An 18,618-nucleotide genomic window follows, 5' to 3' on the forward strand; every position below is an offset into this window, starting at 1 on the left:
AATAAAAAGCCCCGCCTGGTGATCCAGGCGGGGCTTTTTTATGCCTCGCGGTTTGTATCAGACCTGCGGAAAAACCAGCGCCTGGGGCACATCGATATCCCACAGCACGCCGGGATCATCAACCGCCACTTCCACTACTCGCCCCTGCTTGAACAAAGGTCTGGCCCCGCGATCACCGGACAATGCCATCAACCCCGGCCCAAACGAACGACCAAATCCGACCGGATGCCCAAACTCGCCACCCTGCACCGGAACACAGACCGCATCCTCGGCAATCGCCGCCACCACCCGCTCAATGCTCGACGGCAGGATAAACGGCATATCACCCAGCACAATCAGCCAGCCTTCGGCATCCGGGCAAGCCGCCACACCCGCCGCGATGCTGTCGCCCATCCCCGTAGACTCGATCGAAACAATGTCGCACCCATAAGCCTGCGCCATCCGCATCGCCTGTGGCCGTGCTTCGGTCGTCACCAGTACTCGCTTGTCGAGACTCGTCGGCAGATTCACCAGCGTCTGCTCGATCACCGAGCGCACTGCTCCGTCACGCCCCGTGCAATCGACAAGCAACTTGTCCTTGTCGGCACCCGCCACTTCGCGAAAGCGGCTGCCCTCGCCTGCCGCCAGCACAATCACTCCGATGGATCGACTCATGCGCGCTCTGCCTTCTTCTGCTTCAACTCGACACCATTCTTGATCGCGACGATTTCCGCCAGCAACGACAATGCGATTTCCGCCGGGGAATGACTGCCGATCGGCAGACCGATCGGCCCGTGCAATCGAGCGATGGCCGCTTGCGACAAGCCTAGCTCAGCCAAGTATTCGCGGCGCTTGAGGCTGTTGACGCGCGAGCCCAGGGCACCGACGTAAAACGCCCTGGAATCCAGCGCCGTCAGCAACGCCATGTCGTCCAGACGCGGATCGTGAGTCAGGGCAACGATGGCGGTGCGTTCGTCGGTCTGAATGCTCAGCACTGCCTCATCCGGCATGCCAGGGACAAAGCGGCCATGCTGCTCTTCCCAGTCATACACGAACTCGGTGCGGGGATCGCAGATCAGCACTTCGAAATCCAGCAGCCGCGCCATTTCGGCCACATAACGCGACAACTGTCCGGCACCGATCAGCAGCAGACGCCAGCGCGGGCCGTAGATGGCACGCAAGGTCTTGCCATCAAAAACCAATGCATCCGTTTTGCTCGCCGCCGAAAGAATCACCTCACCGCTTTCGAGGTTCAGCTCGCGAGCAACGATTTCATGAGCTTCACAACGTGCCAGCAATTCAGCGACCCACGCAGGATCGCCGACTCGCTCTTCGGTGAGGCGCAAAGTGCCGCCGCACGGCAGGCCGAACCGCGCCGCCTCCTCCCGCGTCACGCCATAGGTGATCAACTGCACCAGCGGCCCGTCGGCGGGAATTCGCCCGTCGTGCAACCGGGCGATCAGATCGTCCTCGACACAACCGCCGGACACCGAACCGATCACCACGCCGTCCTCGCGCAACGCCAGCATCGCGCCGGGTGCCCGGGGCGCAGTGCCCCAGGTCTGCACGACAGTGAACAACACCACCCGCTGCCCGGCGCGGCGCCACTCCAGGACGCTGCGCAGGACATTGAGATCGGCGCTGTCCATCACGCTTGCGCCTTTTGCCAGCCCTGCAACTGGTAACGTACCGGCAGGCTGCGGATGCGCTGGCCGGTCGCGGCGAAGATCGCATTGCACAGTGCCGGAGCAATCGGTGGCACGCCCGGCTCACCGACACCGCCCAGCGGCACCTCGCCCGGCGGCGTCACCAGATGCACCGCCACTTCCTTCGGTGCCAGCGACATGCGCGCCACTTCATACATATGGAAGTTGTCCTGCTGCACCTTGCCGTCCTTGAAGCTGATTTCGCCCCAGACGGCATTGCCCAGGCCCATCACACAGGCGCCTTCGAACTGCGAACGAATCCGCTCGGGATTGATCTGCGGCCCGCAATCCACGGCGATGTCGGCCTTGTGCACGATCAGCGTGCCGTCGTCCTTGACCTCGACTTCGATTACCGCCGCCACATAGGTGACGAAGCTGTAATGCACTGCCAGGCCAAGGCCACGGCCCTTGGGCAATTTCCGCCCCCAGCCGGCAGCCTTGGCCGCGGTTTCCAGCACGGTGCGCATACGCCCGGTGTCGATCGGATAACGCTCGGGGGATTCGCCGTAGTTCCATTCTTCACTGAGCGTGCGCGGGTCGATCTGTCGATCCGGGCCGAGCAGTTTGATCTGGTACTTGAGCGGATCTTCCTTGGCCTTGTGCGCCAGTTCGTCGACGAAGCTCTGGATCGCAAAACCATGGGGAATATTCGACACCGAGCGATACCAGCCGACCCGCGTATGGACGGTGGCTTCTGGGTTTTCCAGGCGTACGTTGGGAATCGCGTAAGCCATGTTGGTGAAGCCCATGCCCAGCTCGAACGCGGCTTCGTGATTCATGCCCGGCGCAAACAGCGCGGTGATGCTCGGCGCCACCGTGCGGTGCAACCAGGCGGACGGCAAACCGTCCTTGCCCACGCCGGCCTTGAGGTATTCGGCGGACACGGTGTGGAAATACGAATTGTGGATATCGTCTTCGCGCGTCCACTGGACCCGCACAGCCTTGCCGGGGAACTCCTTGGCAAGGATCGCCGCTTCAACGACGAAGTCCGGCTTGGACTTGCGGCCGAAACCACCACCGAGCAGGGTCACGTTGAAGGTCACGTTATCGAACGGCAGACCGAGGCGTTCGGCGATCCGCTCACGGGTGACCTGCGGCGCCTGGCTCGGCGCCCAGGCCTCGCACACACCTTCTTTATAGCGAGCGATGGCCACCATCGGTTCCATCGGCGCCTGTGCCAGATGCGGCAAATAGTAGGAAGCTTCCAGGGTGCTGGCAGCGCTGCCGATGGCCTTTTCGATGTCGCCGGTGTTGCGCACCACTTTGCCCGGTTTCAGCGAAGCGGCTTCCAGCTCCTTGCGGTAGGCGATCGAGTCGTAACTGGCGTTCGGGCCATCGTCCCACTCGATTTTCAGCGCTTCACGGCCCTTCAATGCGGCCCAGGTGTTACTGGCCACCACGGCCACGCCACCCAGTGGCTGGAATTCCGAAGGCAATGGCCGGGGTTCGATCTGGATGACTTTCAGCACGCCCGGCACCTTCAACGCGGCGCTGTCGTCCACCGACTTGACCTTGCCGCCGTACACCGCAGGTCGAGCAATCACGGCGTACAGCATGCCGTCGAAATGCACGTCGGCCCCGTACACGGCGCGACCATTGACGATGTCATCGCCGTCGATGGCCTTCGTCCCTTCCTTGCCGATGTAGCGGAATTCCGACGGCTGCTTGAGCCGCAGGCTGTCACGGCCCGGAACCGGCAACGCACTGGCGGCAGCGGCCAGCTCGCCATAACCCAGCTCGCGCCCGGACGGCGTGTGAATGACCTTGTGCAGCTGCGCGCGGCATTCGCTGACCGGCACCTTCCATTGCGCGGCAGCTGCCTGCTCCAGCATGGTCCGGGCAGCGGCGCCGCAACGGCGCATCGGCTCGTACCAGTGACGCATGCTGCGCGAGCCGTCAGTGTCCTGGTTGCCGAAACGCACCTCATCGCCCGGGGCCTGTTGCACTTTGACGTGTGCCCAATCGGCCTCCAACTCATCGGCAACCACCATGGTCAGGCTGGTGCGCACGCCCTGGCCCATTTCCGAGCGGTTGCAGACCACGGTCACCGTGCCGTTGGCGGCAATGCTGACGTAGACCTTCGGATCATCGATCCAGCCATTGGGCATGCCATCGGCGCCGAATTTCTTCGGTTTGTCTTCAGCCAATGCATCCTGCCAGCCCCAGCTCGCGGCCAGCACCAGCGCCCCGGTGGCACCAACACCCTTGAGGAAACCCCGGCGGCTCAGATTGCTCAGGGCGAAATCGTTCGGCAAGCGGCTCATGCCTTGGCCTCCTTCAGGTGAGTGGAGGCCTGGCGGATGGCGGTCTTGATCCGGTTGTAGGTACCACAGCGGCAGATGTTGCCGACCATCGCCTCTTCGATCTGCTCGTCGCTTGGGTTCGGGTTGGTCTTGAGCAACGCGGTGGCGGACATGATCTGCCCGCCCTGACAGAAACCACACTGGGCCACCGCGGTGTCGAGCCAAGCTTGCTGGACGATCTGGCCAATCGGATCGGCGTGCAGGTTGTCGATGGTCGTTACATTCTGCCCGGCCACCGAACCGATCGGCGTGATGCAGCTACGCACCGGCAATCCGTCGATATGAATGGTGCAGGCGCCGCACAGGCCCATGCCGCAGCCGAACTTGGTGCCGTTGTAACCGGCGACGTCACGGATCGCCCACAACAGGGGCATGTCCTCGGTGACATCGAGTGGATGGTCTTGGCCATTGAGTTTCAGGGTAATCATGGGCACGCCCGCATATTCATGGAGGTTATGGGGTCGAGCAATCTGCCGCCGGAAATCAGCGGTGGGTTCACGCAGATCGACTCAGGCTAATGAGGCTCTCTTGTGCCGACGAAAACGTCTGCACCGGGCCTTTGGTGGAGCAAAGGGGTTTATCGTTAGCTGGCTAAGTTAACCCGGGATTAACAAAAAAGCCCTGCACATTTTAAAGAGTGCAGGGCTTTGGATTGCGCCTTGAAAGCGTAGCCTCAATAACGGTTGGGCTCCATTTCCAGCTCGACATTGAAACGTTCTGCAATGTCTTTCTGGATACGTTGCGCCAGATCGAGCAATTGCAGCCCGGTGGCTGAGCCGTAATTGACCAGCACCAGCGCCTGCAATTTATGCACGCCGGCATCGGCCTCACGGAAACCTTTCCAGCCCGCTCGCTCGATCAGCCACCCTGCCGCCAGCTTCATCTGACCGTCCGGTTGCGCATAGGCCACCAGGTCCGGATGCTGCGCCTTGATCTGCGCAACCACCGCCGCCGACACCAGCGGGTTCTTGAAGAAACTGCCGGCATTGCCCAGCACCGCAGGGTCCGGCAGTTTCTCGCTGCGGATGCTGCAAATGGCGCGGCTGACATCCGTCGGCGTTGGCTGTTCGATGCCCTGCTCGCTCAGGCGCTGACGCACCGGACCGTATTCCAGATGCAGATGGGCGACTCGATTCAATGCAAAGCGCACCCGCAGGATCAACCAGCGACCCGGTTGTTGCTTGAACACGCTGTCGCGGTAGGCGAAGTTGCACTCTTCCAGACTGAAGTCGCGCAGCTCGCCGGTCTGACGATCCAGCGCCGTCAGGCCGGCGAACACGTCCTTGATCTCGACACCGTAGGCACCGATGTTCTGCATCGGCGCGGCGCCGACGGTGCCGGGGATCAGGCTGAGGTTTTCCAGCCCGGAAAAACCCAGCGCCAGCGTGTGCTGGACAAATGGATGCCACGGCTCGCCGGCTTCGGCCTCGATCACCACACGATTGCCATCATCGCTGATGACACGAATGCCACGGCTGGCCATGCGCAGCACCAGTGCCGGGATGTCTGCTGTCAGCAGCAGATTGCTGCCGCCGCCGATCACCAGCAATGGCACATCATGGGCGCTCGCGTAAGCCAGTGCTTCGCGCACATCGCCGTCGTTGTGGGCTTCGGCAAACAGCTGCGCGCGAACGTCGACGCCAAAGGTGTTGAACGGCTTCAGGGAAACCTGAGGGTGTACCTGCAAACTCATAACCGGCCCTTCACTTCGATCAGCAACCGGTCGCAGGCGCGCTCGATCAAATCCAGCACCTGCTCGAAACCCTGATCGCCGTCGTAATACGGATCCGGCACCTCATCGACTTCGCCTTCATAACGACGCAGGAACAGGTCCAGCTCGGCCTTGCCAGTGGACGGTTGCAACGCCTTGAGGTTGCGCAGGTTGCTGTTGTCCATGGCGAGGATCAGGTCGTAGCTGGCGAAATCGGCGCGGCTGACCTGCTGGGCGCGTTGCGCCGACAAGTCGTAGCCACGCAGTTTGGCCGCGGCCTGACTGCGTTTGTCCGGCGGATTGCCGACGTGCCAGTCGCCGGTGCCGGCGGAAGCCACTTCGACCTGAGCGTCCAGGCCGGCCTCACGCAGCTTGGCGCGCATGACGCCTTCGGCAGTGGGCGAACGGCAGATGTTGCCCAGGCACACGAACAGAACGCGCATCAGGCCTCCAGCAGGCGACGGACGCGCTCGAGGTCTTCGGCGGTGTCGACTCCGGTTGGCGGCGCGATCAATGCGTCAGCCACGTGAATCCGCACGCCATGCCACAGGGCACGCAGCTGCTCGAGGGATTCGGTGTTTTCCAGCCAGCACGGGCCCCAGTTCACGAAGTCCTGAAGGAAACCGGCGCGGTAGGCATAGATGCCGATGTGGCGGCGATACGGCACGCCTTCCGGCAGCACGTCGCGGCTTTTGGCGAACGCATCGCGGGCCCATGGCAGGGTCGCACGACTGAAGGTCAGCGCCAGACCGTTGAGGTCGCTGACGACCTTGACCACGTTCGGATTGAACAGGGTTTCCACGTCCTCGATCGGCTCGGCCAGGGTGGCCATGCGCGCTTCGGTGTGGGCCGCAAGATTGGCGGCGACCTGATCGATCACGCTTGGCGGGATCAGCGGTTCGTCACCCTGGACGTTGACCACGATGGCATCCGGCTCCAGGCCCAGCTTTGCAGCCACTTCGGCCAGGCGATCGGTGCCGGAGTTGTGATCTTCACGGGTCAATACCACTTCGGCGCCGAAAGCCTTGCAGGCCTCGACGATACGCGCGTCGTCGGTGGCCACGACCACGCGGTTTGCGCTGCTTTTGCTCGCCTGTTCCCAGACGTGCTGGATCATCGGCTTGCCGGCGATGTCCAGCAGCGGTTTGCCCGGCAGGCGGGTCGAGGCGTAGCGCGACGGGATGACAACGGTGAAGGCTGTGGTCATTTATCCAGACGCTCGTCGGTGGTCAGGGTGCGGGCTTCGCTTTCCAGCATCACCGGGATGCCGTCACGGATCGGGTACGCCAGGCCGGCGCCCTTGCTGATCAGTTCGGTCTTGTCGGCGCTGAGCTTGAGCGGGCCTTTGCAGACCGGGCAGGCGAGGATGTCGAGCAATTTGGTGTCCATGAACATTCCCTGGATAAAAACGGTTTAAGGCAAAAGACGATCCGGCAACAGGCGCATCAGCTGCGTGTCGAACCAGGCCACGAAGGCCGGCGACGGCACGGCATCGACCGCCAAGTACCACCAGTCGGCGGCAGCGAAGGCGCGGCACTTCACCGCGTCCTTTTCGGTCATCACCACTGGCAATGACGGCGTAAAACTCAAGGCCTGCACGCTGTATTCGGCGTGGTCGGCAAACGCGTGGGGCACAGGCCGCCAGTCTAGCGCTTCGAGGGTATTGAAGAAACGTTGCGGATTGCCGATCCCGGCGACTGCGTGCAGTGCCTCACCGGCTGGAAAATGTTCGAGGGGCTGGCGTTCGCCGCTGAGCAGATTGACCAGGGCCGTGGGTTGCAGACGGAAAGCGAAACCGTCCTCGCGATCCTCAGGGGCGCCGTTGAACAGCACGCCATCGACGCTTTGCAGACGCTCGATCGGTTCACGCAATGGGCCGGCGGGCAGGCAGCGCTTGTTGCCCAGGCCTCGGGCAGCGTCGATCAGCACCAGCTCGAGGTCCCGCGCCAGACGATAATGTTGCATGCCGTCATCGGACAGGATCAGGTCCAGCGGCTCACTGGCCAGCAAGGCTTTGACGGCGGCACCGCGATTAGGGTCGATCATCAGCGGCACACCGGTGCGCTGCACGATCAGCAGCGGCTCGTCGCCCGCGACATCGGCAGGCTGATCGGCTTCGACCCGCCACGGCAATTGCGGCGGTTTGGCGCCGTAGCCGCGACTGACCACCCCGACCCGCAATCCGCTGCGCCGACAGTGTTCGATCAACCACAGAATCATCGGCGTCTTGCCGGTGCCACCCACCGTGATATTGCCGACCACGATCACCGGCACCGGCGACTGATAGATCTCGCCCTCGCCGTCGAGAAAACGCTGACGCTTGCCAGCCACCACGCGGCGATACAGCCACTCCAGCGGCCGCAACAGCGTCAGGGCCGGATGCCCCTGATACCACGCGGCGAGCAGACGATCGGACATGGCCATCAGGATTTGGGCGCCGCCTCTACCGTGGTCATGCGCAAATGGCTGAAACCGAGCTTGCCGGCCGCGTCCATGGCGGTGATCACGGATTGATGTTGGGTCTTGCCATCGGCACTGATCGACAACGGCATGTTGGTGTCACCGTTGGCTTCTTTCTGCATGGCTTCCATCAGGGTCGCCAGGTCGTTCTTCGGCAGAATCCTGTTGTTCACCGAGAACACGCCTTCAGCGCTGATGGCGACGTCCAGTTGCTTGACCTGCTGATCCTCGGCCGGCGAGCCGCTGACCGCTTCCGGCAGATCGACGCGCAGCTGAGTTTCGCGGGTGAAGGTGGTGGTCACGACGAAAAACAGCAGCAGAATGAACACCACGTCGATCAGCGACGCGAGGTTGATATCGATGGTTTCCCGGGGCTTGCGACGGAATTTCACGCTTTGCCCCCGGCCAGATCGACGTCACGGTCGCCCTGCACCACTTCCACCAGTTTGATCGCTTCCTGCTCCATGCCCACCACCAGTTCATCGATGCGGCGTTGCAGGAAACGGTGAAAGAATACCGACGGAATACCGACCATCAGGCCCGCCGCCGTGGTGATCAGCGCCTTGGAGATACCACCGGCCAATACCGAAGCGTTAGTGGTCATGCCGGAACCGGTGAAGGCGCTGAAAATGTCGATCATGCCCAGCACCGTGCCCAACAGACCCAGCAACGGTGACATGGCGGCGATGGTGCCCAGCGCATTGACGTAGCGCTCCAGCTCGTGGATGACCCGGGCGGCGGCTTCTTCAATGCACTCTTTCATGATCTCGCGACCATGCTTGGAGTTGGCCAGGCCCGCAGCGAGGATTTCACCCAGCGGCGAGTTGGCACGCAATTCCTTGAGTTTTTCCTTGTTGAGCTGCTTGTCCTTGATCCAGACCCAGACCTGACCCAGCAGATGCTCGGGGGTGACGCGACTGGCGCGCAGCGTCCACAGGCGTTCGGCGACGATCGCCATGGCGGCGATGGAACTCAGAATGATCGGCAACATCATCCAGCCGCCGGATTTGACCAATTCCCACACAGTGACAGCCCCCTCGAAAAAGTGCGCCACTTTACCATACCGGTTCGCGATAAAGACCCGTCGCCCCGACGACCGTACTCAACGGTGCGTCGCCCCCGGCTGCGGCGGGTCGCGCCAGAACCGGCGTTGCTGACGCATCGACCGGGCCGGCTGAAACCGGCCCAGTTGCAGATGAATGGCACCCTGCTCGGCACTGTCATGGATGCGCAAACCTTGCTTGCGGTAACGGGCGATGACGGTCGGATGCGGATGCCCGAACGAATTGCCCTGCCCCCGGGAGATCAGCACGTCCCGGGGCTGCAAAACCTTGAGCAACGCCATCGATGAAGAACTGCGACTGCCATGGTGCGGGGCTTGCAGCCACTGAGTAGGGACCGCCAACACGCTGTTAAGCAAATCCCGTTCGGCATCGGTGTCGATATCACCGGTCAGCAGTAGCCGCTCGCCGTTGGCTTCGATCTGCAGGACGCAGGAGCGTTGATTGCTGTCATGGGCATCGGCCCATTGCCATAGATGAAAGGCAACACCGTCCCACTGCCATTGCCGACCGCTTTCACAGGTTTCAGCATTCAGCGCTTCGGGCAGCCCCGGCGGATCCCCGCTGATTACCCGAGTGACCGGCAAGCCGTTTGCCACGGCCAGCGCCCCACCGGCATGGTCGGCGTCGGCATGACTGAGCAGCATCAGATCGAGTCGTTCCACACCCAGTTTGTGCAAGGCCGGCAACACTACCCGCTCGCCGACATCGAAATCGCCGAAGCGCGGGCCTGCGTCGTACAGCAATGTGTGGTGGCGGGTGCGGATCAAAATCGCCAGGCCCTGACCGACGTCGAGTTGCCAGACATCCGCCACGCCTTCGGCCAGCCGCTCCCGGGGCGGGAATGCCAGCACCAGCAGCAACGGCCAGCCCAGGGGACGCAATGGAATGCCTCGGGGCAGCAATAACAACACGGCACCAATGCAGCCCAGCGCCAGGATCCATCCCGGCATCGATGGCGCCACCCACGCCGGCCAGCGCCCGGCGATCAGGGCCAGAGCCCGGAATAATCCATCGACCAGCCCGCCGGCCAGCCACAACAGGCCTTCGCCGACATAGGGAATCGGCAACAACAAAGTGCCAAGCAACGCCGGCGGGAGCACCGCAAAACCGATCCACGGCACCGCCAGCAGATTGGCCAGTGGCCCGCTGAGGCTGATCGGCAGGCCCAGGATCAGCAACACCGGGCACAAGCCGATTGCGATCAGCCATTGGGCTCGCGTCCAGGTCTGCCACCAGCGCCACGGCCCCAGACGACCGCCGAAGGTAAAAATCAGCACTGCCACCGCCGTGAAGGACAACCATAGTCCTGGGCGCAGAGCCGCCAGCGGGTCCATCAGCAGCACACCGTTGAAAGCCAGCAACAACGGCCACCAGGCACCGAGATGGCGAAAGCGCAATCGCCACAGCAACACCAGCGCAACCATCACGCAGGCTCGTCGCACCGGCACATCGAACCCGGCCAGCAGCCCGTAACCCAACGCCGCCACGAACGCCAGACCACAGGCCCAGGGCAGCCATGGCCACCGCAATGGCCACACACCGAATCGCGCCAGCCCGGCGATCAGCCCGTACATCACCGCTGCCAGCAGTCCGATGTGCTGTCCGGAAATTACCAACAAGTGCACGGTGCCGGTGTCCTGCAGGATCTGCCAGTCCTCGCGACTGAGCCCCGAGCCATCGCCCAGCACCAACGCCGCCAGCGCTGTACCCCGGCCCTGAGTGTCCACCGCCAGCAGACGCTGTCGGATGCCGTCCCGCCAGGCCCACTGCGCCGCCGCCAGCCGGTTGCCGTCCTTCACCGTGCCGGAGGCACCGATGCGCTGGGCCAGCAGCCAGGCTTCGTAATCGAAGGCATCGGGATTGAGCAGCCCGCCGGGACGTTTGAGTTTGACCGCCAACCGCCAGCGCTCACCGCTGTTGACCGGTGGCCCGTCGTACCAGGCCAGACGGATCAGCGATGGCAATTTCCCGTGACGCGAACGGGCATCGGCCAACTCGAAGCGCACGACCCCGTCGCCGCTCTGCGGCAAGCCAACGACCCGTCCTTCGACCCAGCGTGTCTCGCCGTCCAGCTCCGCCGGCAGTCGCTCATCCAGCGCCCACTGCGCACCGATGCACGACCAGGCGAAGCCGAACAGCAAAAATGCCAGCGGATAACTGCGAAACGGCAACAACATCAGTGCCACCACCGGCAGCCATAGCATCCACCCGACCGGCGGCAAGGCCGGCAAAAAAACCGGGGCCAGCAGACCGACTGCCAGCGCCATCATCCCTGTGCGCATACGCCCGTCCTTGAGAGTCCCCTCTTCAGGCATAGCGCTTGTTGAGCGCGGGCGTCGTCAACAATTGTCACAAAGTCTGAATGGGCGCTTCGTAGAATCCAGACATACTTGCCGCCTTAACCGACCGAGAAGCCTTATGCCCCGGCGCTTATTCAAACGTTACATGCCCGACCCGACGAGCATCAGGGAACACAAATCCTTACGCTTTCTCGGCAAGTTGCTGCATGACCCGAACCTCTGGCACCTGAACCGGCACTCGGTGGCCCGGGCCATGGCCGTCGGCATTTTTGCGGCTTTCCTGCCGATTCCCGCGCAGATGCTGGTGGCCGCCGCACTGGCCATCACCGTGCGCGGCAACATGCCGATTGCCGTCAGTCTGGTCTGGCTGACCAATCCGGTCACCATGCCGCCGGTGTTCTACTGCACCTACAAAGTCGGGGCGTGGCTGATGGACATCCCCGCCCGCACCCTGCCGGACTCCTTGACCTGGGAGTGGATCAGCGGCGAACTCTCGACCCTGTGGCAACCGTTCCTGCTCGGTTCGGTGGTGGTCGGGCTGGCGCTGGGCGCCCTCGCCTATTGTCTGGTGATGATGTACTGGCGCTGGTGGGTCGCACGGCAATGGGCGCGACGCAAGAAAAGTCGCCAGTCGTGAATGCAAAACGGCCTCCACTGTGGGAGGCCGTTTTTTATTGCAGCGCCGGGTGGATCAGGTACGCATGCCGCGACCGCTCACCAGCAACCGCGCACAACCGAAATACAGCACCACGGTTGCCACCAGCATGAAGGTGATCGCGATACCGATACGGATGTCCGACACACCGAGGATGCCGTAACGGAAGGCGTTGACCATGTGCAGCACCGGGTTCGCCAGCGACACGGTCTGCCAGAACGGCGGCAGCAAGGTAATCGAGTAGAACACGCCACCGAGGTAGGTCAGCGGGGTCAGCACGAACGTCGGGATGATCGAAATATCATCGAAGTTGCGCGCAAACACGGCGTTGATGAAACCCAGCAGCGAGAAGATCGTCGCCGTCAGCACCACCACCAGCACGGTAACGCCCAGGTGATGCACCTGCAGGCTAGTGAAGAACAGCGACAGGATCGTCACGATGACGCCGACCATCAGGCCGCGCAGCACGCCGCCGAGGGTGTAGCCAATCAGGATGGTGTGCGGCGACACCGGCGACACCATCAGTTCTTCGATGGAGCGCTGGAACTTGCTGCCGAAGAAACTCGACACCACGTTGCCGTAGGAGTTGGTGATCACCGACATCATGATCAGCCCCGGCACGATGTACTCCATGTAACTGAAGCCGCCCATGCCACCGATCTGCTTGCCGATCAGGTTGCCGAAGATCACGAAGTACAGAACCATGGTGATCGCCGGTGGCAGCAGGGTCTGCGGCCAGATCCGGGTGAAGCGCCGGACTTCGCGGTAAACGATGGTGTTGAGGGCGACGAGGTTGGGGCGCAGCTCGGAACTCATACCGCCACCTTCGACAGATTTTTCTCCACCAGGGACACGAACAGCTCCTCGAGGCGATTGGTTTTATTGCGCAGGCTCAGCACTTCGATGTTCTGCAGGGCCAGTTGGCCGAACAACGCGGTGATGCCCATGGACTTGTCGACCTGGACTTCCAGGGTGTGCGCATCCACCAGACGGGACGGATAACCGGCCAGTTGCGGTGCAACCGCCAGATCGCTCTTCAGGTCGAGCAGGAAGGTTTCCACATGCAGTTGCCCGAGCAGCTGACGCATGCTGGTGTTCTCGACAATGGTGCCGTGGTCGATGATGCCGATGTTGCGGCACAGCTGCTCAGCCTCTTCCAGGTAATGGGTGGTGAGGATGATGGTGATGCCTTTCTGGTTCAGTTCGGTGAGGAAGGTCCACATCGAACGACGCAGCTCGATATCCACCCCGGCCGTCGGTTCGTCGAGGATCAGCAGACGCGGCTCGTGCACCAGCGCCCGGGCGATCATCAGACGGCGCTTCATGCCGCCGGACAACGAACGCGACGGCACGTCACGCTTGTCCCACAGGCCGAGCTGGGTCAGGTATTGCTCGGCGCGTTCCTTGGCGATTTTCGCCGGAATGCCGTAGTAGCCGGCCTGGGTCACGACGATGTCGAAGGTCTTTTCGAACTGGTTGAAGTTGAATTCCTGGGGCACCACGCCGATCGAGCGCTTGAGCGCCGCGGGGTTCTTGTCCAGGTCGTGGCCGAAGATATTCACCGTGCCACTGGTCTTGTTCACCAGGGTCGAGAGAATGCCGATGGTTGTGGATTTGCCGGCGCCGTTGGGGCCGAGCAAGGCGAAGAAGTCACCTTCGGCGACGTCCAGATCGATACCACTCAAGGCCTGGAACCCGTTGCCGTAGGTTTTGGTTAGCTGCCGGATGGACAGAGCGGAACTCATATCGGATTACGCACCAAGAAGAGAAAAAGGACTGAATGACGGCGGGCGGCGAGGGAGACAACCGCGGCGCACAAGCGCAATGGTGCTTGCCGCCGCCGCACAAGTACAGTCAAGTGTGTCGATAGTAGGTATTAAGTCAACGCGGTCATGACGGCTTTGCGATACGCCGGACGCTGCTTCAGTCGCGCGTACCAGGCTTCCAGATGCGGCATCGGCGCACGCTCGATCGGCATCTCGAACCAGGCATAAATGAAACTGCCGAGCGGAATGTCGCCCATGCCGATTTCACTGCCGGACAGGTACGGCTGGGTTTTCAGGGCCTGATCGGCCATGGCCAGCAAGCCTTCGCATTCCTTGATCGCAGCATGAATCGCCGGCCAGTCCTGCTTGTCCGCCGGGGTGCGCAGAACGCCCCAGAACACTGTGCGAAATGGCCCGGCGAAACTGGACGTGGTCCAGTCCATCCACTTGTCGGCGATGGCGCGGGTCTGCAGATCCGCCGGATACCACGGGGTGTTCGCCGCATGCCGGGCCAACAGGTAGCGAACGATGGCATTGGATTCCCACAACACAAAACCGTCGTCTTCGATCACCGGCACCCGACCGTTCGGGTTCATCGCCCGGTACTCCGGCGTGTCGACCACACCGAACGCGCCACCGGCATCGATCGCCTCGTAGGCCAGCCCGAGCTCTTCGGCTGCCCACAACGGTTTTCTGACATTCGACGAATTCTTGCGACCCCAGATCTTCAGCATGACCGCCTCTTTTCCATTGAGTGGGCGAGCAGCATACGCCGGATCAGCGGCTGCCGACATCATCGCGCAGGTCACTGGACAGTGGCGTCTGCCGATCGTTGAACAGGTGCGGATAGCATTTCTGCAGATGTTCGAAGAAAAAGGATTCCGGTACATCGGCGAACTGGCCGTGATCGACCAGGTACTCCATCAGCAGCGCGCCATCGCTGTTGTACGGGTGGAAAACGCTGTCGTTCATGCCGTCGAATTCCAGCGGCGCAACATTGAACATTTCGCAGAGTTTCTGATTGAACGCGGGGGTGGCCTTGACCCAGCGATCGTTGAGAAACAGCTCGGTATAACCATGCATGGCGAACACTTCGCTTCTCAGCAATTCAAGCAGTCGCGGCGTCGACAGGTGATTTTTCACATCCGCCAGACCGATGCGTGCGGGGATCCCGCAATGGCGCGCGCAACCGGCGAGCAGCGTGGCCTTGGGCACGCAATAACTTTCGCCCGCCGCCAGCGCGTAGCTGCCGCGCAAGGTCTGCGGGTCGCGGCTGAAGGTGTACATGTTGTAACGCACCGCCTCGCGCACGGCGTAATAAAGACTGATCGCCTGCGCGCGGGGGTCGCGGCAGGCACCACGGTGCCGTTCTGCGAACTCCACCACCGAGGGGTGGTCACTATCGATGAAGCGGCCGGGGCTCAGATACTCGCGCATGACGACATTCTCCTGGGTGAACCCGGAGTCTAGCGAGAGGATCAGCACAGAGATAACGACGTTTCGGCCAAACATGGACGCAAAGCCGCGGAGTCTGCGAACGATTTCCTACGCGTGTTGCCCACCGAAACTACAAAAGCCATCCAGGGTTTCCCACGATTTAGATCAACTTGTTCTGACCGCCCCGTTTTGCAGATGCCGTCTAAGCTCTGGAGGGTCGTTCGCCCTGGTTCACGGAGGATTGAATATGCTGTTGTTGTGGATACTGGTTCTGATCGTCGGCGTGGCGTATCTGGCCCACCGGCGCATCGCCCCGCTGCCGGCACTGGGGATCGTCGCGGCTTACCTGCTGGCGATGGGGATTTTCAGCCACGCGCCGGGCTGGTTGCTGCTGATCTTCTGGGTCGTACTGGCCATCGTCGCGGCTCCGTTGCTGCTGCCGGATCTGCGCCGCAAACACTTCAGCGCGCCGCTGTTCAGCTGGTTCCAGAAAACCCTGCCGCCGATGTCGCAGACCGAGCGCGATGCGATCGATGCCGGCACGGTGTGGTGGGACGGTGAACTGTTCAGCGGCCGTCCGGACTGGGAAAAACTGCTGTCCTATCCCAAGGCGCAACTGAGCGACGAGGAACAGGCCTTCATCGACGGCCCCACCGAAGAGCTCTGCGCAATGGTCACCGACTGGCAGATCGGCCAGTCGATGGACTTGCCGCCCGAAGCCTGGACCCACATCAAGGAACACGGTTTTTTCGCCCTGATCATTCCCAAGGAGTTCGGCGGCAAGGGCTTCTCCGCCTACGCCCACTCCCAGGTCGCGATGAAGCTGGCCACCCGCAGCGGTGACCTCGCCTCCACCGTGATGGTGCCCAACTCCCTCGGCCCGGCCGAACTGCTGCTGCACTACGGCACCGACGAACAGCGCAATCATTACCTGCCACGACTGGCCCGGGGCGACGATATTCCGTGCTTCGCGTTGACCGGCCCGCTCGCTGGCTCCGACGCCGGCGCCATGCCCGACACCGGGATCATCTGCAAGGGTGAATGGGAAGGCCAGGAAACCCTCGGCCTGCGCCTGAACTGGGAAAAACGCTACATCACCCTCGGCCCGGTCGCGACCTTGCTCGGCGTCGCCTTCAAGGCCTATGACCCGGATCACCTGCTGGGCGACAAGGAAGACCTGGGCATCAGCCTGGCGCTGATCCCGACCGATACTCCCGGCGTGGAAATCGGCCGTCGCCACCTGCCGTTGGGCGCCGCGTTCATGAACGGCCCCAACTCCGGCAAGGACGTGTTCATCCCGCTGGACTTCCTCATCGGCGGCCAGGACATGCTCGGCAAGGGCTGGATGATGCTGATGAACTGCCTGTCGGTCGGGCGTTCGATTTCGCTGCCGGCGGTGGGTACCGGTGCGGCCAAGTTCACCAGTCTGGTAACCGGGCAGTACGCGCAGATTCGCGAACAGTTCAACGTCCCGCTGTCGGCCTTCGAAGGCATTCAGGAAGCCATGGCGCGCATCGGCGGCAACGCGTGGATGATGGACGCTGCGCGGATGCTGACCGCCAACGCGGTTGATCTGGGCGAGAAGCCTTCGGTGCTATCGGCGATCCTCAAGTACCACCTCACCGAACGCGGCCGCGAGTGCATCAGCCACGCCATGGATGTGCATGGCGGCAAGGCGATCATCATGGGCCCGAACAACTATCTGGGTCGCAGTTGGAACGGCGCGCCGATCTTCATCACCGTGGAAGGCGCGAACATTCTTTCGCGCAACCTGATGATCTTCGGCCAGGGTGCGATCCGCTGCCATCCGTTCGTCCTCAAGGAAATGGCCCTCGCCGGTCGCGAGGACAAGGATCAGGCACTCAAGGAGTTCGATGGCCTGCTGCTCAAACACATTGGATTTGCCGTGAGCAACGCCGCAAGCACACTCGTGCTGAACCTGGGTTTCGGCCACTTCGAACACGCACCGGGAGACAAGCTCAGTCAGGGCTACTTCCGTGCCCTCAACCGTCAGGCTGCCGCGTTTGCCATGCTGGCTGACCTGAGCATGATGCTGCTGGGTGGCGAACTGAAACGCCGCGAGCGGCTGTCGGCCCGTCTGGGTGACGTGCTGAGCAACCTGTATCTCGCCTCCGCAGCGCTCAAGCGCTACCACGACCTCGATTCCCCGGCATACATGGAACCGCTGTTCAGATGGGCCATGGAAGAAAGCCTCGGGCAGTCGGAAAAGGCCCTGGATGAACTGCTGACCAACTTCCCGAACCGGGTTTTCGGCTGCCTGTTGCGCGTGATCGTGTTCCCGTTCGGTCGTCGTCACAAAGGCCCGTCGGACAGACTCGGTGCCGAAGTGGCAGCGGTCATTGGCCGGGCCAAGGGTGATCCGGCGCTGGAAGAGTTGCTTGCCGGCTGCTATCGCCCGCAATCGGCGGACGATGCGGTCGGTGCACTGCAACACGCCTGCGATCAGTTGAACGCCGCGCAGCCGTTGCACAAAAAGCTGCATACATCGCTCAAAAGTGGCCAGGTCAAACCGGTCGCCGGCGAACACGCCATCGATGCGGCACTGGAAGCCGGGGTGTTGCAGGCGGTGGAAGCCCAGACCCTGCGCGACGCCGAAGCAGCACGCCGCAAGGTGATCGATGTCGATGACTTCGACAAAGAGGAGCTGAAACCGGCGGACGGCAAAATCCGCTGATCCCTTCAATCAGTGAAAAACGGGCGCAGGGGCTTTATACTCCCGCGCCCGTTTTGCTCTTGAGGACTTATCTCGTGTCCAACGTCGTTGCCGATCATCTGGTTTTGCTCGACCACCTGCGCAGTATCCTGGTCGCCGTAGGTGAGGCCGATCAGGTTCCCGAAGAAAGCCATGCCCTGTTCCTGGAGCGTTTCGACGAACTGCTGGCGTCACTGCCGATCGAGCCGATCGAAAGCCAATACCTGGGCCAGGACATCCTGACTCAAGTGATTACCCGTTACCCGCAAATTGCCCACCTGATCCCGCGGGATCTGCTGTGGTTCTTCGCCGGCGACTGCCTGCATTACCTGTCCGATGAAGAAATCGACATGTATCAGGCACTGGAAGAACGTCGCTACGAAGCTGAACAGAACGACGAACCGTTCGACTGGAATCAGGAAAAACAGTTGCTGGCGATGTCCGCTCAGGACAGCAAGCACTGATTTTTCGCCAGACAATGAAAAGGCCCGCATGGTGATCCATGCGGGCCTTTTTTTTGCGCC

Annotated in this window: 19 protein-coding genes; 3 read left to right on the top strand and 16 right to left on the bottom strand. The window is 62.2% G+C overall.

What is annotated here, in order from left to right:
- Window positions 1–57: 57 nt before the first annotated feature.
- The 12 genes from M5B98_RS21485 to M5B98_RS21540 form a co-directional block, all read right to left on the bottom strand.
- A complete protein-coding gene (locus M5B98_RS21485; RefSeq protein ID WP_248743898.1) occupies window positions 58–654 on the bottom strand; it encodes a nucleotidyltransferase family protein in 597 nt (198 codons plus the stop codon).
- Window positions 651–1,628, bottom strand: coding sequence for an XdhC family protein (locus tag M5B98_RS21490; RefSeq protein ID WP_248743899.1), 978 nt, complete (start codon window positions 1,626–1,628; stop codon window positions 651–653). Before M5B98_RS21490 ends, M5B98_RS21485 begins: the two co-directional genes overlap by 4 nt.
- Window positions 1,628–3,949, bottom strand: coding sequence for a xanthine dehydrogenase family protein molybdopterin-binding subunit (locus M5B98_RS21495; protein WP_248743900.1), 2,322 nt, complete (start codon window positions 3,947–3,949; stop codon window positions 1,628–1,630). The genes M5B98_RS21490 and M5B98_RS21495 overlap by 1 nt, the downstream gene beginning before the upstream one ends.
- Complete coding sequence (locus M5B98_RS21500) at window positions 3,946–4,416, bottom strand: (2Fe-2S)-binding protein (protein ID WP_085710940.1); 471 nt, start codon at window positions 4,414–4,416, stop codon at window positions 3,946–3,948. The genes M5B98_RS21495 and M5B98_RS21500 overlap by 4 nt, the downstream gene beginning before the upstream one ends.
- Before the next feature lie 245 nt (window positions 4,417–4,661).
- Window positions 4,662–5,681 (bottom strand): UDP-N-acetylmuramate dehydrogenase, encoded by a 1,020-nt coding sequence (gene murB / locus M5B98_RS21505; RefSeq protein ID WP_248743901.1) that lies wholly within the window; start codon window positions 5,679–5,681, stop codon window positions 4,662–4,664.
- Entirely contained in the window at window positions 5,678–6,142 is a 465-nt protein-coding gene (locus tag M5B98_RS21510; protein ID WP_085710942.1) for a low molecular weight protein-tyrosine-phosphatase, read from the bottom strand. The genes murB and M5B98_RS21510 overlap by 4 nt, the downstream gene beginning before the upstream one ends.
- Window positions 6,142–6,906: a 3-deoxy-manno-octulosonate cytidylyltransferase gene (kdsB, locus tag M5B98_RS21515; RefSeq protein ID WP_248743902.1), complete on the bottom strand. Its 765-nt coding sequence runs from the start codon at window positions 6,904–6,906 to the stop codon at window positions 6,142–6,144. Before kdsB ends, M5B98_RS21510 begins: the two co-directional genes overlap by 1 nt.
- Complete coding sequence (locus tag M5B98_RS21520) at window positions 6,903–7,088, bottom strand: Trm112 family protein (RefSeq protein WP_003179363.1); 186 nt, start codon at window positions 7,086–7,088, stop codon at window positions 6,903–6,905. Before M5B98_RS21520 ends, kdsB begins: the two co-directional genes overlap by 4 nt.
- A 24-nt stretch (window positions 7,089–7,112) precedes the next feature.
- Window positions 7,113–8,123, bottom strand: a complete 1,011-nt coding sequence (lpxK, locus tag M5B98_RS21525; protein ID WP_248743903.1) for a tetraacyldisaccharide 4'-kinase — start codon at window positions 8,121–8,123, stop codon at window positions 7,113–7,115.
- Window positions 8,123–8,551, bottom strand: coding sequence for an ExbD/TolR family protein (locus M5B98_RS21530; RefSeq protein WP_085710944.1), 429 nt, complete (start codon window positions 8,549–8,551; stop codon window positions 8,123–8,125). The genes lpxK and M5B98_RS21530 overlap by 1 nt, the downstream gene beginning before the upstream one ends.
- A complete protein-coding gene (locus M5B98_RS21535; protein WP_162803506.1) occupies window positions 8,548–9,183 on the bottom strand; it encodes a MotA/TolQ/ExbB proton channel family protein in 636 nt (211 codons plus the stop codon). Before M5B98_RS21535 ends, M5B98_RS21530 begins: the two co-directional genes overlap by 4 nt.
- A 78-nt stretch (window positions 9,184–9,261) precedes the next feature.
- On the bottom strand, window positions 9,262–11,505 hold the full coding sequence (locus M5B98_RS21540; protein ID WP_248743904.1) for a DNA internalization-related competence protein ComEC/Rec2: 2,244 nt from the start codon (window positions 11,503–11,505) through the stop codon (window positions 9,262–9,264).
- Window positions 11,506–11,641: 136 nt separating this feature from the next.
- Here M5B98_RS21540 and M5B98_RS21545 point away from each other — a divergent pair, with 136 nt between their 5' ends.
- Window positions 11,642–12,160: a DUF2062 domain-containing protein gene (locus tag M5B98_RS21545; RefSeq protein WP_114884766.1), complete on the top strand. Its 519-nt coding sequence runs from the start codon at window positions 11,642–11,644 to the stop codon at window positions 12,158–12,160.
- A gap of 54 nt (window positions 12,161–12,214) precedes the next feature.
- Here M5B98_RS21545 and M5B98_RS21550 read toward each other — a convergent pair whose 3' ends face one another.
- From M5B98_RS21550 to M5B98_RS21565, 4 genes are all read right to left on the bottom strand, one after another.
- Window positions 12,215–12,994 carry an ABC transporter permease gene (locus M5B98_RS21550; protein ID WP_085710947.1) on the bottom strand — a complete coding sequence of 260 codons (780 nt, stop codon included), beginning with the start codon at window positions 12,992–12,994 and terminating at the stop codon, window positions 12,215–12,217.
- On the bottom strand, window positions 12,991–13,923 hold the full coding sequence (locus M5B98_RS21555; RefSeq protein ID WP_248743905.1) for an ABC transporter ATP-binding protein: 933 nt from the start codon (window positions 13,921–13,923) through the stop codon (window positions 12,991–12,993). Before M5B98_RS21555 ends, M5B98_RS21550 begins: the two co-directional genes overlap by 4 nt.
- A gap of 131 nt (window positions 13,924–14,054) precedes the next feature.
- Window positions 14,055–14,678, bottom strand: a complete 624-nt coding sequence (locus tag M5B98_RS21560; RefSeq protein ID WP_248743906.1) for a glutathione S-transferase family protein — start codon at window positions 14,676–14,678, stop codon at window positions 14,055–14,057.
- Window positions 14,679–14,721: 43 nt separating this feature from the next.
- Window positions 14,722–15,381, bottom strand: coding sequence for a transglutaminase-like domain-containing protein (locus M5B98_RS21565; protein ID WP_248743907.1), 660 nt, complete (start codon window positions 15,379–15,381; stop codon window positions 14,722–14,724).
- 247 nt (window positions 15,382–15,628) lie between these two features.
- On the opposite strand from M5B98_RS21565, the gene M5B98_RS21570 reads away from it, so the two are divergent.
- Both M5B98_RS21570 and M5B98_RS21575 read left to right on the top strand, forming a co-directional pair.
- Window positions 15,629–18,076 (top strand): acyl-CoA dehydrogenase, encoded by a 2,448-nt coding sequence (locus tag M5B98_RS21570; RefSeq protein WP_248743908.1) that lies wholly within the window; start codon window positions 15,629–15,631, stop codon window positions 18,074–18,076.
- Window positions 18,077–18,150: 74 nt separating this feature from the next.
- Window positions 18,151–18,558, top strand: coding sequence for a PA2817 family protein (locus M5B98_RS21575; RefSeq protein WP_007950758.1), 408 nt, complete (start codon window positions 18,151–18,153; stop codon window positions 18,556–18,558).
- The last annotated feature ends 60 nt before the right edge of the window (window positions 18,559–18,618 follow it).

This window comes from Pseudomonas sp. MWU12-3088, from assembly GCF_023242405.1.
Taxonomy (GTDB): domain Bacteria; phylum Pseudomonadota; class Gammaproteobacteria; order Pseudomonadales; family Pseudomonadaceae; genus Aquipseudomonas; species Aquipseudomonas kribbensis.

What these genes read in the sequence shown, in the direction of transcription:
- M5B98_RS21485 (WP_248743898.1), bottom strand. Translation starts at nt 654, where the DNA reads ATGAGTCGATCCATCGGAGTGATTGTGCTGGCGGCAGGCGAGGGCAGC.
- M5B98_RS21490 (WP_248743899.1), bottom strand. Translation starts at nt 1,628, where the DNA reads ATGGACAGCGCCGATCTCAATGTCCTGCGCAGCGTCCTGGAGTGGCGC.
- M5B98_RS21495 (WP_248743900.1), bottom strand. Translation starts at nt 3,949, where the DNA reads ATGAGCCGCTTGCCGAACGATTTCGCCCTGAGCAATCTGAGCCGCCGG.
- M5B98_RS21500 (WP_085710940.1), bottom strand. Translation starts at nt 4,416, where the DNA reads ATGATTACCCTGAAACTCAATGGCCAAGACCATCCACTCGATGTCACC.
- murB (WP_248743901.1), bottom strand. Translation starts at nt 5,681, where the DNA reads ATGAGTTTGCAGGTACACCCTCAGGTTTCCCTGAAGCCGTTCAACACC.
- M5B98_RS21510 (WP_085710942.1), bottom strand. Translation starts at nt 6,142, where the DNA reads ATGCGCGTTCTGTTCGTGTGCCTGGGCAACATCTGCCGTTCGCCCACT.
- kdsB (WP_248743902.1), bottom strand. Translation starts at nt 6,906, where the DNA reads ATGACCACAGCCTTCACCGTTGTCATCCCGTCGCGCTACGCCTCGACC.
- M5B98_RS21520 (WP_003179363.1), bottom strand. Translation starts at nt 7,088, where the DNA reads ATGGACACCAAATTGCTCGACATCCTCGCCTGCCCGGTCTGCAAAGGC.
- lpxK (WP_248743903.1), bottom strand. Translation starts at nt 8,123, where the DNA reads ATGGCCATGTCCGATCGTCTGCTCGCCGCGTGGTATCAGGGGCATCCG.
- M5B98_RS21540 (WP_248743904.1), bottom strand. Translation starts at nt 11,505, where the DNA reads ATGCGCACAGGGATGATGGCGCTGGCAGTCGGTCTGCTGGCCCCGGTT.
- M5B98_RS21545 (WP_114884766.1), top strand. Translation starts at nt 11,642, where the DNA reads ATGCCCCGGCGCTTATTCAAACGTTACATGCCCGACCCGACGAGCATC.
- M5B98_RS21550 (WP_085710947.1), bottom strand. Translation starts at nt 12,994, where the DNA reads ATGAGTTCCGAGCTGCGCCCCAACCTCGTCGCCCTCAACACCATCGTT.
- M5B98_RS21555 (WP_248743905.1), bottom strand. Translation starts at nt 13,923, where the DNA reads ATGAGTTCCGCTCTGTCCATCCGGCAGCTAACCAAAACCTACGGCAAC.
- M5B98_RS21560 (WP_248743906.1), bottom strand. Translation starts at nt 14,678, where the DNA reads ATGCTGAAGATCTGGGGTCGCAAGAATTCGTCGAATGTCAGAAAACCG.
- M5B98_RS21565 (WP_248743907.1), bottom strand. Translation starts at nt 15,381, where the DNA reads ATGCGCGAGTATCTGAGCCCCGGCCGCTTCATCGATAGTGACCACCCC.
- M5B98_RS21570 (WP_248743908.1), top strand. Translation starts at nt 15,629, where the DNA reads ATGCTGTTGTTGTGGATACTGGTTCTGATCGTCGGCGTGGCGTATCTG.